Annotated in this window: 13 protein-coding genes and 1 tRNA gene; 3 read left to right on the top strand and 11 right to left on the bottom strand. The window is 59.4% G+C overall.

The genetic code is table 11. From position 1 onward, the window contains the following. The 7 genes from pknB to Q1X90_RS03405 all read right to left on the bottom strand — a co-directional run. The coding region (pknB, locus tag Q1X90_RS03435) for a Stk1 family PASTA domain-containing Ser/Thr kinase (protein ID WP_300766550.1) at positions 1-1,367 on the bottom strand (1,367 nt) is incomplete at its 3' end. Next, the gene (locus Q1X90_RS03430) at positions 1,367-2,416 is read right to left on the bottom strand and encodes a serine/threonine-protein kinase (RefSeq protein WP_300766549.1); all 1,050 of its coding nucleotides are present in this window, start codon (positions 2,414-2,416) and stop codon (positions 1,367-1,369) included. The genes pknB and Q1X90_RS03430, both read right to left, overlap by 1 nt. Then, positions 2,413-3,879 carry a penicillin-binding protein 2 gene (locus Q1X90_RS03425; RefSeq protein ID WP_300766548.1) on the bottom strand — a complete coding sequence of 489 codons (1,467 nt, stop codon included), beginning with the start codon at positions 3,877-3,879 and terminating at the stop codon, positions 2,413-2,415. Before Q1X90_RS03425 ends, Q1X90_RS03430 begins: the two co-directional genes overlap by 4 nt. Further along, complete coding sequence (locus Q1X90_RS03420) at positions 3,876-5,312, bottom strand: FtsW/RodA/SpoVE family cell cycle protein (RefSeq protein WP_300766547.1); 1,437 nt, start codon at positions 5,310-5,312, stop codon at positions 3,876-3,878. Before Q1X90_RS03420 ends, Q1X90_RS03425 begins: the two co-directional genes overlap by 4 nt. After that, positions 5,312-6,880, bottom strand: coding sequence for a PP2C family serine/threonine-protein phosphatase (locus Q1X90_RS03415; RefSeq protein WP_300766546.1), 1,569 nt, complete (start codon positions 6,878-6,880; stop codon positions 5,312-5,314). Before Q1X90_RS03415 ends, Q1X90_RS03420 begins: the two co-directional genes overlap by 1 nt. 4 nt (positions 6,881-6,884) lie before the next feature. Then, entirely contained in the window at positions 6,885-7,421 is a 537-nt protein-coding gene (locus Q1X90_RS03410; RefSeq protein WP_300766545.1) for an FHA domain-containing protein, read from the bottom strand. Positions 7,422-7,448: 27 nt separating this feature from the next. Beyond that, complete coding sequence (locus Q1X90_RS03405; RefSeq protein ID WP_300766544.1) at positions 7,449-8,147, bottom strand: DUF3662 and FHA domain-containing protein; 699 nt, start codon at positions 8,145-8,147, stop codon at positions 7,449-7,451. A gap of 153 nt (positions 8,148-8,300) precedes the next feature. Between Q1X90_RS03405 and Q1X90_RS03400 the strand changes: the two genes are divergently transcribed. Further along, positions 8,301-10,592, top strand: a complete 2,292-nt coding sequence (locus Q1X90_RS03400; protein ID WP_300766553.1) for a prolyl oligopeptidase family serine peptidase — start codon at positions 8,301-8,303, stop codon at positions 10,590-10,592. 41 nt (positions 10,593-10,633) lie between these two features. Continuing rightward, positions 10,634-11,680: an alpha/beta hydrolase gene (locus Q1X90_RS03395; RefSeq protein ID WP_300766552.1), complete on the top strand. Its 1,047-nt coding sequence runs from the start codon at positions 10,634-10,636 to the stop codon at positions 11,678-11,680. A gap of 64 nt (positions 11,681-11,744) precedes the next feature. On the opposite strand, the gene Q1X90_RS03390 is transcribed toward Q1X90_RS03395, so the two are convergent. The 4 genes from Q1X90_RS03390 to tgt all read right to left on the bottom strand — a co-directional run bounded on the left by Q1X90_RS03390 (position 11,745) and on the right by tgt (position 15,702). Further along, complete coding sequence (locus Q1X90_RS03390) at positions 11,745-12,860, bottom strand: 5-methyltetrahydropteroyltriglutamate--homocysteine S-methyltransferase (RefSeq protein WP_300766543.1); 1,116 nt, start codon at positions 12,858-12,860, stop codon at positions 11,745-11,747. Between the two features lie 615 nt (positions 12,861-13,475). Then, positions 13,476-14,060, bottom strand: coding sequence for a DJ-1/PfpI family protein (locus Q1X90_RS03385; protein WP_300766542.1), 585 nt, complete (start codon positions 14,058-14,060; stop codon positions 13,476-13,478). Positions 14,061-14,170: 110 nt separating this feature from the next. Continuing rightward, a tRNA-Leu gene (locus Q1X90_RS03380) sits at positions 14,171-14,256 on the bottom strand. Positions 14,257-14,385: 129 nt separating this feature from the next. Continuing rightward, positions 14,386-15,702, bottom strand: a complete 1,317-nt coding sequence (gene tgt, locus Q1X90_RS03375) for a tRNA guanosine(34) transglycosylase Tgt (RefSeq protein ID WP_300766551.1) — start codon at positions 15,700-15,702, stop codon at positions 14,386-14,388. Between the two features lie 220 nt (positions 15,703-15,922). Between tgt and Q1X90_RS03370 the strand changes: the two genes are divergently transcribed. Further along, positions 15,923-16,155, top strand: a 233-nt coding sequence (locus Q1X90_RS03370; RefSeq protein WP_300766541.1) for a hypothetical protein, incomplete at its 3' end; no start/stop codon positions are given.

The raw sequence follows: 16,155 nt of genomic DNA, 5'->3' as shown, positions 1-16,155 counted from the left end.
GAGAACCATACGGTGACGGTGGAGCCCTTCTTGACGGTGGTGCCGCCTGTCGGACGCTGTTTCGTGATGCTTCCCGCCGAAAGAGTCGAGTCGGAGTCCGTTTTCGACACCAGCACGAGTCCGAGTGCGTTGAGCTTCTTCTTGACTGCGGCCTTGGTGGTGGTCTCGCTGAAGGTCGGCACGGTGACGGTGGAGTTCTTCTCGGTGTTCTGATGGTTCACGTAGAGCACGCCAGCGATTATCAGGGATATCACCACAACGCTCGCTATCACGCTTGCGATGATCGCCTTCTTGCGTTTTTTGTTCTTCGTCCGTTGGGCCGACCGTGTCGAAGGAGATGCCGTGGCTACTGGTTCGGCGAATTCCTCCATCAAGGGATTGAACGCTTGAGTGGAGGTCGTCTCACCTTGGAATGCCTGGGTCGCGGCGGTCTGATCCCCGGTGCGCATCGCCTTTGTGGCCGATAGGTCTGTAAGCGGATTGAACTCCGCTGCCGTGGGCACTCCGCCGTTCATGAACGCGAGGATGTCGCTGCGGAACTCCGTGGCCGTGGCGTATCTGTTCTGACGGTCCTTCGCCATGGCCTTGGCGCAGATCTTATCCCACATGGTCGGGAGGCCGGGGATTATCGCGCTGGGAGGCGTGGCCACTTCGGAGACGTGCTGATACGCGATCGCAACGGCAGAATCCCCAGTGAACGGGGGCTTTCCCGTCAGCATCTCGTAGAGGACGCATCCAGCCGAGTAGAGGTCCGAGCGCATATCCACGACTTCCCCGCGCGCCTGCTCGGGAGAGAGATACTGGGCCGTTCCCACCACGCCCTGGGATTGCGTCATGGTGGCCGCGGAGTCGTCGAGAGCCCTGGCGATTCCGAAATCCATGACCTTCACAATCCCCTGCTCGGAGATCATGATGTTGCCGGGTTTGATGTCACGATGGATGATTCCCATGCGGTGCGAGTACTCAAGCGCGTTGAGAACGCCAATCATGACTTGCGCCGCGTCCCTTTGCGTGAGGGCTCCGTTCGAATGGATGATGTCGCGAAGAGTCTGGCCTTTGACGTACTCCATCACCAGATAGGGGAGATGCTCGTTGTGGCCGTTCTCGGTGGCCACGTTCTCCTCGCCTGAGTCATAGATGTTGACGATGTTCGGATTGTTCATCTGGGCGACGGAATGCGCCTCCCGGCGGAACCGCGACAGGAAGATCTCATCATTGGCCAGATCCGAGCGCATGATCTTGACCGCGACGGTGCGTCCCAGACGGGTGTCGCTGGCCTGCCACACCTCGGCCATCCCGCCCCTGCCGATAAGCTGGCCGAGCTGGTAGCGTCCATTTGCCAATGACGATGGCATGATGCTGTTCATTACTGTTCCTTCCAGTCGATCCGAGCGTGGGCCGGCTTTGATCGGCGATGGGATCGCGGTGTGGCGTTCGCATCACGTGAGTCCTCCTCATCGGAGGGGTTCGACGATTCGGAGGACGATGTCGACTCCAGCATCGTTCCGCGATGGGGTGCACTCGCGACGACGCGGGGAAGCTGTCCTCCCGTTCCCACAATCGTCGGAGCGTCGCGTAGAAGGGTCTGCTCATCCAGTAGACGGCGTTCGATGCGGGACAGCGTCCTTGACACCACCAAAGCGTCCTGAGGTCTGTCGGCGGGGTCCTTCGACAGCATGGACATGACGAAAAGATTGAGCTGGAGATCCACGGAATCCGGCAGAGGTGGCACGACGTCGTTGACGTGCGCGGCGGCTATGTCCACAGCGGTGGTTCCTGTGAATGGACGGTGTCCGCAGAGCCCCTCATAAGCCACGACGCCCAGAGAGTAGATGTCCGACTGGGGGGTCGCCTGCTTGCCTTGGGCCTGTTCGGGAGAGATGTACTGCGCCGTCCCCACGACCATGCCGTCTTGGGTGATCTGCTCCTGATTCGTCGAGTAGGATACGCCAAAATCGGTGATTTTGACCTCCCCGTCATCGGCGACCATGATGTTCGCCGGTTTCACGTCACGATGGATGACTCCATGCGAATGCGCCACGAAAAGTCCCCGTGCAGTCTGCATCAGAATCGGAAGAAGCTCGGTGGGAGGCATGGCTCCACGCTCGTGGTAGATGTCGGCCAAGGACTTGCTCGGCACATACTCCATGATGAGGAATCCAATGCCGTTGTGCTCGTAGTATTCGAACAGCGCGGCGATGTTGGGATGCGCGAGGTTGGCGGAATTGTGCGCTTCCGTTCTGAGACGACGGAGCTTGACCTCAACGTCACCGGTGTCGCCTCGAAGGGCTTTGATGGCGACCGGCCTGTCCAGCTGGATGTCGTAGCCCTTCCAGACCTCACCCATTCCCCCCTGGGCCAGACGGTGGTCAAGCCGGTAACGTCCGTGGATGAGCTGTCCCTCGATGAGCTTCATTCCTTGAGCGCCTCCTCCATCACCTGCTTCATGATGGGACCCACGGAATACGATGCCAATTCATCGACATTGTGGATCACGACGGCTATGGCGATTTTCGGATCGTCCGCTGGGGCGAATCCTATGACCCACCCGTCGATCGAGCTGTTGTCCGTCCCGATCTGCGCGGTTCCGGTTTTGGCTGCGACTTTCACGCCATCAATGGAGAGGGATGTGAACTCCTTGGAGACGACGGCCTCCATCATAGTGGTCAGCTGGGTGGCGGTGCTTTCGCTGAACGCCTTGGACATGACGGTCGGAGTTGTCTGCGACAACACCGTCAGGTCGCTGGAGCGCACGCAGTCGACCAGAGTGGGTTGCATAAGCGTGCCCTTGTTCGCGATGGCCGCGGCAATCATCGCGTTCTGAAGAGGGGTCTCCAGAGTGTCTCCCTGTCCGATTGACGCGAGGGCGACCTTATCGTCCGATACACCGGTCGGGAAGGAGGACGAGACGGCCTTGATGGGCAGGCCCGTCGAATTGGACCCATCCAACGTGATGGATTTGCCGAATCCCAGTTTCTTGGCTTGCGCGGAGACGGCCGAATCCCCGAGCTTCACGCCCAGTTGCGCGAAGGCCGTGTTAGAAGAGTAAGCGAGGGCGTCCTCGAAGGAGATCTTGCCGTTCACTCCATTGGCCTGATGCGCGACGTTGGTCAGCTTGGTGCTGGTGCCGGGAAGCGTGTAGCTTGATCCCGCGGAAATCATGGTGCTTGGGGTGTATTTCCCGGTTTCCAAAGCGGCGGCGGCAACGACGGTTTTGAAGGTCGATCCGGGGGGATACAGCTCCGACGTCGCCCTGTTGAGCATGGGGTTGCTGGAATCCGAGGTCAGGGAGGAGTACGCCTTGTTCACCGCGGTGGTGTCATGGGATGCCAGAACGTTCGGATCGTAGCTGGGAGTGCTGACCATCGCCTTGATTCGTCCGGTGCTTGGCTCGATTGCCACCAGAGACGCGTCCTTGCCCTTCAGAAGCTTGTACGCCAGTGTCTGAAGCTTGGTGTCGATCGAGGTCTCGATTGTCGCTCCCTGGTTCTTTCCGCTTGTGAACAGCGATTTGAACTTCTGCCAGAACAGCGTGTTCGATTGTCCGCTCAGAAGCTTTCCGCGGGAGGCCTCGATTCCTCTGTCCGCGTTCTGGCTTATGGAGAAGTAGCCGGTAACCGCTGCGTAGACGGCTCCCGATGTGTATTTGCGCTGGTATTTGAAGGCGTCGTTCACCGCGGTCGATTCTGCGAGAACGGTTCCGTCGGAGGTCAGTATCGCACCTCGGGGTGCATCGAACTCGTGGTACAGGGTTCGTCCGTTGCGCGGGTCGGAGCTGAGCGTGTCCGCCCGAATCGCCGTGATGATGGTCGATGATCCCGCCAGAACAACAAACAAGACGACCACGGCCACGAATACTTGCCGAAGATAATTGTTCATGATGCCAGCCCCCTCGTTGTCGTGTCGTCGGAGTGCACCGTCCTTGGCCGTCTCCGTTCGGGCTCTGTGTTATTGCGGTCGCGGTCCCGAAGCGCGGTCAAAGCCTCATACCGGAAGGTGTCCGAGGACACGTCGGCGACGGATTTGTTCGCGGCATTCGAAATCACGATGAGCAGCGCAGCGAGAATGTAGTTCGCCATAAGGGACGAGCCTCCTGCCGCCACGTAGGGGAGGGTGAGGCCGGTGAGGGGAATCACGAGCGTGATGCCGCCAACCACTGTGAAGACCTGAAAGGCCATGGTGAACATCAGGCCGGATGCCAGAAGCTTTCCAAAACCATCCTTGATCTTCATCGCGGTGATCAAGCCTGAGGTGATGACAATCAGATAGAGCACCAGAATCGCCATAAGCCCGACCAGACCCAATTCCTCACCTAGGGACGCATAAATGAAGTCAGAATTCGCCAGCGGAGTCAGCGCTGGGTGTCCCCGACCCAATCCCGTTCCCAATAAACCCCCTGAGGCCATGCCGAACAGCCCGGACACGATCTGTCCCGAGCCCCCAATTCCCATATTGTAAATCTTGGAGTCGAAAGGATGAAGCCACGCTTGGATGCGGTATCCGACATGGGCGAAAAGACGGATTGCGAGGAAACTTCCCGCGGCAAAGGCCACGAAGCCGATGGCAAGCCAGCTTTTCCGACCTGTGGCGACGTAGAGCATGGATACGAACATGGCGAAGAACATCAGCGATGTCCCCAGATCATGCTGGAGGACAAGAACGCCCATCGACGCCACCCACACAACGATGATCGGTCCCATGTCCCGGAGTCTGGGAAGTTGTATCCCCATGATCTTGCGTCCGCCGACTGCCAGCTGGTCGCGGTGGTCGAAAAGATATGCGGCGAAGAAGAACGCGAGAAACAGCTTCGCGAACTCGCCCGGCTGCATGGTGTGGCTTCCGATTCCAATCCAGATCCGGGCGCCCCCGACCTGCTTGCCGATACCGGGAATCATGGGCGAGAGCAGCAGAAGCAGACCGATCACCATGCTGACATACGAGAACCTGCGCAGAAGACGGTAGTCCTGAAGGAAGACGGTGATGAGGGCCACCATGATGAGAGCGACGCACACCCAGATCAGCTGCCGGAACGCCACGTCGGTGCCGTTGCTCTTGTCGATCCTGGCGATCATGATCGTGCCGATCGATGTCAGCAGAAGAACCGCGGGAAGGATCGATTGGCTGGCGTAAGGCTGGAATTTGAGCAAAAGCCCCCATACGACGAGGAACAGCGCGGCGACGATGGCGAGTATCCCCATGTACCGTGTGGGGAACTTTCCCCACGTGCGCTCGAACATCTGGAGGAATCCCACGAAACTAATCAGCATCGAGAAAAGCAGAAGCGATATCTGGCGCAGACGCGTGGTCACCATCAGGCGCCTCCTTTAGTGGAGGAGGAAGAGGATGACGGGGACGCGGAGGAGGACGACGATGAGGATGAGGATGGTGACGACGCCGAGCCCGACGTCGTGTCATTGCCATCCTGCCGTTTGATGTGCTGCGCCTCGCTTTCGATGAGTTTGGCGTGTTCCTCCGCTTCATTGACCGTGCTCATGGTGATGCCTTTGGCGAGTTGATTGCGCCATCCGGCCGGAAGCGAGGACACGGCTATGTCCGTCCGCTTGATCTCGTGGGAGAGGCTGAATCCGAAGATATTGGTGGGGACGCCCTGATAGATGGAGACATAACCGTCCGCCTCGCCCAGATAGTAGGACGATTGGCTCCACCGGTATGCGGCGGCCCCTCCGACCGCTAGCGAGGCCACGGTGAGCACGATGATGGTCGCGATGATCCATCTGGTTAGCCGGTGCCTGTTCTTGGTCGTCTGCCGTTCGCGAAGCTGCTCATTGCGGATGGCTTTCGCCACATCGGGATCGTTGGGATCCGCGGTAAGCCTCCCATCGCTTTTCTTCACGACGGGGATTTCCCCGGTGTCGAGCGTCGCACGCTCGCCCGTCTCCTCACGTACAGAGGAGGGCTGGGCGATTCTGGGAGAGTTGATCGCGGAGTTTTTATCATCCTGAGCCAGAGTGGCGGCACGCTGGGCTGGCGATTCGTTGTTCGTGCGCAACGCCGGAGACGACGCCACCGGACCATTGATGATGTCGGCTATCGGCTCGAGGGACGCGCTCGCCGCCCCGCCGATCAGGGGAGTCTGGCTGTGGGCCTCACGTGAAGTCGAGCTCAGGGCGAGTGTGGCATCGGCGACGACGGCCGTCACATTGTCCGTGCTGCCGGCTTTGAGGGCAAGAGAGACGAGTATCTGCGCGCAATCCTCAAGATCGGGCGTGTCCCGGAGAATCTGCTCGATCGTCGAATCCTCGAGCACCCCGCAAAGACCGTCTGAGCACAGCAGCCAGCGGTCTGATGGATATGCGCGCCGAACGGCGATGTCGGGACGCGGGTCGATGTCGAAATCACCCAGAACCCTCATCACCACGTTGCGCTGCGGATGGTTGCGTCCTTCCGCCTCAGTGATGCGGCCCGTGTCGATAAGATGCTGGACGTAGCTGTGGTCCGATGTCATGCGGCCCAGATGCCCGTTGCGGAGAAGATACGCGCGTGAGTCGCCGATATGGGCCAGGATCCAGTAATTGTCCACAAGCGCGACGGTGGTGACAGTCGTTCCCATTCCGGCGAGGGACCGTTCTCTTTTTGCTTTCCCCACGATGGCGTCGTGGGCGGCCATAACCGATGTCTCCATCATCGAGGACACGGCTTCGACATCATCATCCAGATCGTCATGCTCCACATGGGCCAGGGACCTGATGGCGATAGTCGACGCCGTGTCCCCTCCGGCGTGGCCACCCATGCCGTCGCATATCGCAATGAGATGCTCCCCGGCGAAAGACGAGTCCTGATTGTTGCTGCGAACCGTTCCCACGTCCGAGACGGTGGTCGAATACATGAATAGCTTGCGCGAGGAGGACGAATCGGTCATGCGCTCACCTCAGCTCAAGAGTCGTGGCGCCGATGCGCACGGGAACCCGTGAGGGAAGGATGGTGGGAGAGCTTATGCGGCGCTGGTTGACAATCGTTCCATTGGTGCTGCCTAGATCCTCGATCGCCCAGTTTCCGGTGCTTGGATCCTTGTATACGCGCGCATGATGGGATGAGACGAACTCGTCGTCGAGCACCACGGTGTTCGACGACGACCGGCCGAGAGTGATGGCCTGCCCGGTCAGGGGCACGGACGCGCCAGCCGCGGGTCCGTCGATAAGAACCAGCAGTGAGGGACCCGAAGGTTGCTCAGCCATCTCCGATGTGGAGGGATACACGTGGGCCGGTCCCGATGCGGCCGGAGCTGGCGTCTCGCTGGCCTTTTTGCGTGCCAGTTTGTCCTTGCGTCGGTGGGATAAAGACTTACGCGGGCTGAGACTTGCGATATCCCGGTGCAGGGAGCGTATCGCAAGGGCGACGAATACCCAGAGCAGTACCAGGAATCCGTACTTGAGGATGGCGAATGTCAGCTCGGTGATCATGGGTGCGATTGGCCGCGGCGGACGGCTTTACTCCTGCTCCTGAGAGGCCCAGTAGAGTATTCGCGTTCGTCCGATGGTGATGGTGTTGCCGTCAAGAAGCGTTGCGGCGGGAACCTTATGTCCCTCGACATAGGTGCCGTTGGTCGACCCCAGATCGCGTGCGACGACGCCGTTGGGAGTGATGTCGATTTCAAGGTGTCGGCGGGACACCCCCTGGTCGTCGATGATGATGTCGCATTCGGAGCCGCGGCCGAGAACGGTTTTCTCGCTGGTCAGCACGTATTTCGTGCCGTTGATCTCGATGACGGGATTGTCCTGCGACTGTTCATCGGTGGTCACGGGCGCGGCGTTCCCCTGAACGGATTCGGAGGTGAGTGTGAAATTGCCTTTGCCGAGGTCCAGATCCTCTTCGAATATCACGACGACAGGTCCCACGAAGGCGTAATGCTGGCTTTTGGCGTAGTTCGTGAGGTTGTCGGCCAGCTCGTCGGCCAGGGCGGCGCTGCCCCACTGCTCGATTCGGTCGAAGTCCGCCGTGCTGAGCTTGAACCGATACTCGTTGGGAGCGACCGTCCTGTCTCGGCCCAGTGGCATGGCCTTGGCATCGATCTCGTGTTCAAGAGCGCTGGAAAGGTCCACTGGCTGAAGGTCTTTGGAGCCAAATTTCGCAAACATACCGTTGACTGCGCCTTCGACGCCCTTCTCGAAACGGTCAAGAACGCTCATGGTGACCCCTTTCTATTCTCACCATATCCTACGCGGGGTGACGGTATGGGCCAACCAAGCGATGCAATGCTTGCAATTTCTCCATTACATAGGACCGCATGGACGCACGTGAAGCGCCCAAGGCTGGGTGCCGGTGTGGGTAGCGTATTCCTCATGGACATTTTTGAGGAATATCCGGCCCGCAAGGCGCGCACGCTCCGTTTCACCTGTGGTGCCCCCCGGTCCGCGCGTGTTGTCGGCGACGGGTCGCGCGCGCTTTTCCTGCGCTCGTCCGGACCGGAGGATCTGGTCTGCTCGCTGTGGCTCAGTCTGGTCGACGGGAATGATGGATCCGGCCGTGAGGTTCTGCTCGCCGACCCCCGGATCCTGTTGAGGAATGTCGCCGCCGAGGATATCCCCGATGAGGAGAAGGCCCGCCGTGAGCGTGCCCGTGAGGGAGGGGAGGGCATCGTGTCGTACGATGTGGATGCCGTCGGAGTGCGGGTGGTCTTTACCCTCGGCGGTCACCTGTTCATGGTGGATGCCCAAGGCGGGGGCGAGCGCCAACCAATGATGCTCGACTCGCAGATTGCCGCCGGGGCTGAGTGGGCACCGATCCTCAATCCCCGGATATCCCCCGATGGACGACATGTGCTGTATACCACCGGACGGCGCTTGGTCGTGCTCGATGTCGACGACCATATGCGGGTCGTCGGGCGTTGCGCGGTTCTCCCTTTGCCCGACGACGCTCCGGAGACACAGGTCGTGGGTCTCGCCGAATTCGCCGCCGGCGAGGAGATGGATCGATACGACGGTTTCTGGTGGTCGCCGGACTCACGTCATCTGTTAGTCGAGGATTTCGACTCGTCTAAGGAGCCGGTGTGGTACACGAGTGCCCCGGCCGATCCCGAGACGCCCCAGTCCGCCCGTCGCTATCCTCGCGCGTTGACGCACAATGCCGTTGTTCATCTGACGGTGGTCGATTTGTCTATCGACGGTTCCGATGTGGTGTCGGGATACGAATCGCGGCCAGTGGTATGGGATGCGGATGAGTATGAGTATCTTGCGGCCGTGAACTGGACCGGCACCTTCGATCCGGTGATTCTTGTCCAGAACCGTCGGCAGAGCCGCGATCAGGTTCGTGCCGTGCGGTCCGACGGGTCCACCACGCTTCTTGAAAGCCACAAGAATCCGCAATGGCTCGATCTCATACCCGGCACGCCCGCGCGCACGCCGGACGGACGGTTGATATGCGCGATGAACGACATGGAGTCGGACACCAACCGGCTCACTCTCGACGGGGTGCCCTTCACGCCCGAGGGGTGGCAGGTCAGGGAGCTTCTCGATGTGGGGGAAAGCGATGTGCTGGTGGTCGTCCAGCGTACTACGCGCGAGGGAGTCGGGGTGTGCGGGCCGTGGGCCGGTGACGCCGACCGTCATGATGCCCGCAGCATGGACGTGGCGACCGTCGACTATGCGGACGGCCGTCCCAGAACGGTTCTGCCGGTGTCGTCGCGTCCCGGGGTGTGGACCGCAAGCCGTCATGGCGATGGGATGGTTCTGTCGGGGAGGGACATGGAGCATCCGCGGTCGAGCATGGTCCATACCTTCACGCATGCGAGAGACTCCTACACGGAGTCCGTCCATGCGCCGATCGCCAATCATTCCGCCGTTCCCGGATTCGTTCCCACGACCACGTTCGTGCGGCTTGGCCGGCATCGTCTGATCGCGGCGATCACCCGGCCCAGCGCGGATAGCCCCTACGCCGCGGCGGCCTCGCTCCCGGTCCTCATGCACCCCTATGGTGGTCCCGGTTTTCAGCAGGCCGTGTTCAGCCAGGCGTATCACTGGGATTCGCAATGGTGGGCGAACCAAGGCTTCCTCGTCGTCACGGCGGATGGCCGTGGGACCACCGGACGCGGACCGCTATGGGACCGTGAGATCGTCGACGATATGAAGAACATCACCCTCGCTGACCAGATCGAGGCCGTGCGGGCGTTGCCCGAGGTCGCACCCGAGGCTGATCTGAACAGGGTGGCGATGATTGGTTGGTCGTATGGGGGATTCCTGTCGGCACTGGCGGTCATCGACGCGCCGGATGTGTTCCACGCAGCCTGCGCTGGCGCTCCGCCGACGGACTGGACGTTGTACGACACTCATTACACCGAGCGTTATCTGGGATTGGATCCGGATGTGTACCGGCGCAACAGCCTCATCGACGACGCCTCCCAACTGCGCCGTCCGCTGATGCTCATTCACGGTTTCGCCGACGACAACGTGACCATAGCCCACTCGCTGCGGTTGTCGCAGGCGCTTATGGCGGCGGGCAGACCGCACACCTTCCTGCCCTTGATCGGGATCACACATATGACCAACGACGAGACCGTGGCCAGGAACCTTCTGATACTTCAACGGGATTTTCTGCGCGATGCGCTCGGCCTTGACGATGGAGGGAATAAGCGGTGACCAGTGTGACATTGATCGACGAGACCCGGTACGGCGGTGTTATGGACGATACCGTTCTTCCCGCCCTCGCCGCATGCCGCGAGGAGGGGTGGATGGACTCCGCGGGGAACGAGGGACTGGGCATAGCGCCGGTGCCTGGTCGACTGCATTACGAGTGCTATGACGCGACGGCGTTCGACGGTCTCAACGTCGAGGGCGCGGTCGGACGATACCGTGGAGCGATCGTCATCGCCCACGGGTTCACCGAATTCGCCCGCGAATACTCCGAGTTGATCTGGTATTTTCTGCTGTCGGGCTATTCGGTGTGCGTGCTTGAGCATCGGGGGCATGGCTATTCCGCGCGGGACGTGGACAACCCGTCGCTGGTCTGGATTGACGACTGGCGTCGGTATGTGGCGGATCTGGTGCGGTTCAGCGAGACCGTCGGACAGCATTACGCGGGAAGCCATCCGTTGTTTCTCTTCGCCCATTCGATGGGAGGGGGGATGGGGGCCGCCGTGATTGAAAGATTCCTCACCCTTTTCGACAAGGCCGTGCTGTCGAGCCCGATGATCGCGCCCGTGACGGGAACGCCATTGTGGATGACGCGTCTGGTCGTGGGGGCTGCCCAGATGGTTGGATTGGGACGGCATCGGGTCCATGGGCACGGGGATTTCTCGCCGGAGTTCGATGTGACCGGATACGAGGAGGCCTGCGAACAGCGTGTGAGATGGTACCACGAACAGCGCCTTGGCGACGTTCATTACCAGACGTATTCCCCGACCTACGGCTGGGTACATGAGGCTTTGGCGATGTCGAGGGCCACATTGCGGCAGTCCGCCTGCGATTGTGTGGAAACCCCGACATTGCTCCTGCAGGCGGGACGAGACGCGTGGGTTCGGAATGAGGCTCAGAATCGTTTCGTACGACAGGTCAAGCTCGGCGGCGGGGACATCGATGTGGTCCGGTTCGGTCAGTCGGTCCATGAGATATTCAGTATGCCGAACAGCGTCCTGGGGCCATATCTGGATGCGGTCTTGTCCTTTTTGGACACTCCATCGGTGGAGATCATCGGCACGGAGGAGTGGAGGCACTCGTCACGCCGATAATCTCCACCGGATTCATTCGTGGTTGTTCATTCAGCGATCTCGTCAGGAAGCGCCGAGGGATTCGTCAGTCCTCTCCCCACATGTCCTTCGCGATGGACCGCACCAGAGCTATTTTGTCCCACTGCTGGTCCTCCGTCAGGGAATTTCCCTCTTCGGTTGAGGCGAAGCCGCACTGTGTGGAGAGGAACAGGCGGTCAAGCGGGATGAATTGGGCGGCTTCCGCGATCCGCGCCTTGATTGTTTCGGGATTCTCCAGTGTCGGCCGCTTCGAGGTGATGAGTCCCAGAACGACTTTCTTGCCGTCACTCACCTTCGCCAGCGGCGCGAAGTCTCCTGAGCGGTCGTCGTCGAACTCCAGGTAGTAGGCATCGGGATTCTCCTCGCCGAAGAGGACGTCCGCGACTTGTCCGTAGCCGCCGGATGAGAACCATTGTGACTGGTAGTTGCCGCGGCACACATGGGTGGTGACCGTCATGCCCTGGGGAGCTGCGGCGATTGCCGCGTTATTGATTGCGGCGTACTGGTGTTGGACGGCAAGCGGATCGCGACCGAAGACCGAGTCCTTGAAATCGGCGGAGACCAGCATTCCCCATGTGCAGTCGTCGAACTGGACCACGCGGCAGCCGGCGGCGTACAGGTCGCGGAGCACCTGTACGTAAGCGCCCACGAGGGCATCCGCCAGAGTGTCATCGGAGGGATAGGGGTTGGGATAGTTCTCCGCAGATCCGGCTTGGAGAAGGAACAACGTCTGGGCGGGCGACGGCATCGTCTGCTTCGCGATTGTGGAATCGTCCTCCAAGGCCTTTATGAAACGGAAGTGCTCGATGAAGGGGTGGTTCTCGCCTGAGATATTCCCGCACACGGCCGCCGTCTCGGATACGCCTGCGCCATCGGAACCTTTGACCTCCACGGGATTCGTGCCTTTGGTCACCCCATGCAGCCCCCACATGAAGTCCAGATGCCAGTAGGCGCGGCGGAATTCGCCGTCGGTGATGACATGGAGTCCCGCGCGTTTCTGCTTGGCGACGAGATCGGTGATGGCCCGGTCCTCCACGGCTTTAAGGTCGGCGTCGGATATTCTTCCCTCGGAGTGATCGAGACGGGCCTGCTTCAGGGCCTCGGGGCGAAGGAAACTTCCCACCACGTCGGCGCGGAACGGGGGGTGCTGTGGATATGTCATGGTGCTGTTCCTTGGAGATCGAATGCGGAAGGTCGGACTCGTTCGAATGTCACTCGAGCGCCCGGCCTTTCCGGGTTCGACGTGTGTCTCAGACGTGTGAGACCGCTTGATGGCGGCATGTGGCTGACGGCGGCTACGCTCAGAGAATCACGTGGCGGCCATCTTCGGACGATGAGCTATACTGGTTCACGGCGTTGCGCGCGGATGCTGCTGTGCGGACGCTGACTGCTGGAGGGTGCCATCAGGCGAAGGGCATCCCGGCAGTTCTTTTGTTTCTAGGGCGTGTGGAATTCCTCGCCGCATCAATTCCCTATCACACTGTTGTGAATGGTGTAGTGGGTGCTATATGCAAAGAACCTTTGGGAAAGGCTTTATTTCGCCCTTCCAAAGGTTCCTGTACTGTTTCATTAGGTCAAAATAGATGCAGACCTACGGCGCGGGTGCAAAACAAAACGCTCCCCACAAAGTGAGGAGCGCGATTTGTGCCCAGCTTCAAGCTAGTGCGAGCCACGTCAATACTAGATATCATCTTATTTCAAAGATGAGGATTTGAACTATCACTTTTTTAAACAATATAATCAAATATTCAAATAAGAATGGCGTTTCCGGTTATAATTATACTGCGAATGGGTCGTTATTAGGGTCGGGATTCCAGACATATTCGATATGCTCAGCTGTTTTTTGTGCTTTATTTAAACCGAATCTTTCGGACACAAACCCCAATGCCATATCTATTCCGGCAGTTACCCCGGAAGATGTGTAGTATTTTTCATCTACAACCCATCTGGCTTTTTCAACCCATAAAACATTCGTGTTGATTGATTTAACCCATTCGAAGGCCTTTTTATTGGATGTCGCCTTTTTATGATTTAAAAGGCCAGTTTTTGCAAGTAAGGCCGAACCTGTGCAGACTGTAAGACAATATTTTGACTTTAAAACCATATCTGATAGCTTTTCAATAAACTTCATATCATTCACTAAAGATCGTGTACCTTGCCCACCAGGTATCAATAGAATTCCATCACCGTCATCGTTCTGAATACTCTCAGTTAATACCCGCACGCCCTGTCTGCTTGTAATGATTCCGCCCGTAACTGAAATATAACGAAGCTTATATTCTTCGATACGCCCCAACACTTCGACCGGTCCGAAAGCATCCAATGTTTCAAAGTCGGGAAATAATAGAATGTATACATCCATAAGAACCCTCCCTTTATACCTATCATTTATCAATGCGTATCTCTTTTTAATTTTGCATAAATAAAACAAAAAGTCATGCGTGAGTTCAAACCCTCATACATGACTTTAATTGGTGCGAGCGGGGGGAGTTGAACCCCCACGAGCATTCACTCACTGCCACCTGAAGACAGCGCGTCTACCATTCCGCCACGCTCGCAGACAAGCTATCAAGCTACCACTGTCGCTGGTTTGGGGCAAGACGGAGTGTCGTAGCGTGGGGAATTCCGCGCATGCCAGGAGGGACTTCCGGACGGATTGCGATGGTGGGCCGGTCGGACGGGCGGAGTCAGTCGACGAATGCACGGCCTGCGTGGGCATAGAAGCGTGAGAGTGTGTCGTCGCGAAACTCCTCGAAACGCCCTTCATCGATGGACTTCCTGATGTCGTCCAGCAGCTTCACGAAGAAGCGCTCATTGTGGATCGTCGCCAGGGTGAAGCCGTTGATCTCCCGCGCGTGAAGGAGATGGGCCACATACGCCCGCGTGTAGTGCGTGCACGTGTGACAGTCGCATCCCTCCTCCAGAGGACCGAAGTCCGTGCGGAATCGCGAACGTTTGACGTTGTACCGCCCATCACGGGTGTATATCGCCCCGTTGCGCGCGCATCGCGCGGGGGCCACGCAATCGAAGGTGTCGCCGCCATTCTCCACACATTCGAAGATGTCGTCGACGGATGCGATTCCCAGAACGTGACGGGGACGGCTTTCGGGCATCGCGTCGCCGATCCAGGCGCATGTGTCGCCGATGAGCCGCTTCTCGATAGCGCCTCCTATACCGACGCCATCGAAGTCCAGTGATGCGATTTGTTCGGCCGCGTGGCGGCGCAGATCCTCGTAGTTGGCTCCCTGAACCACGCCGTACAACGCCTGATACGGCTTGTCCGACCTTTCCTCCGTCAGCCGCAGGTGTTCGGCCACGCATCTTCTCGCCCAGCGGAAGGTCCGTTCGACCGATCTCTCCTGATACCCACGGGTGTTCATCAGCGTCGTCAGCTCGTCGAAGGCAAACATGATGTCCGCTCCGATTTTGTGCTGGATTCCCATGGATATTTCGGCGCTGAAACGGTGCGTTGACCCGTTGAGCGGGGATTTGAAGGTCACTCCATCCTCATCGACGAAGGCCAGGCGCTCCTTGCCTTCGGCTATGACGTCGTCCGATTTCATGCCGGTCACATCCATCGCGAGGGTCTTCTTGAACCCGGCTCCCAGCGAGAGCACCTGGAAGCCTCCCGAATCCGTGAATGTGGGGCCGCTCCAGTTCATGAAGCGTCCGAGGCCTCCGGCGGCATCGATGATGTCCTCTCCGGGACGTTCAAAAAGATGGAAGGCGTTCGACAAAAGGCACTGGGCGCCTAATTCACGCATGGTCTCGGGGAGCACCGATTTCATCGCCGCTTGGGTGGCCACCGGCACGAAGGCCGGTGTGTGAATGTCACCGTGCGGCGTGTGGATGACGCCGGTGCGCCCATAGCGGGCTCCGCCGCGTCCTTTTCCGTCGGCGGAATCGTCGAGTCGTGTGGTCGTTTCGAAATGGAATGCGCGGGGTCCGGCATCGTCGTGCCCGGCTGTTGGAGATTCTGTGGTCGAAGGCGTGCCGGGGGCCATGGAGTCGCTTCTCATAGGGCATACTGTAGGGCCATGGGTGCCGTTACGCGTCAGCATGGGGACGCATGGCGGGTATTGGCCGGCAACTCGACTTATTCTTTCAACGAACGTTCAGGAAACATCCAGAGCTGATGTCTTAACTCTGTGAGTAGCACAGCGGCGGCGGGGAGCTTTCCGACTCCGGACGGACCGCCACCGTCCCGATGATTAAGGAGCAGCAATGGCCGACGACTATAGCAACGGCTGGAATGGGCAACCCTCGCAGCCGCGAGACGATGAGCGTAACGAGGAACAGGACGGGCAGGGCGCGCTGAACGCTCCGCACCCCGAGGATCAGGACGCCGACGTCAATGGCGTCAATGAAGCCAGCGAGAATGGCGGCGACACCATGCCGGGAACGGCAGGTGGAACGGATGCCACCGAGAGGATCGGGCGTCCGGACGTCTCCCGGTC

The organism is uncultured Bifidobacterium sp. (genome assembly GCF_949292005.1).
GTDB lineage: Bacteria > Actinomycetota > Actinomycetes > Actinomycetales > Bifidobacteriaceae > Bifidobacterium.
Note: the sequence above shows the minus strand (reverse complement) of the source record. Positions and strands in the feature narration are given on the sequence as shown.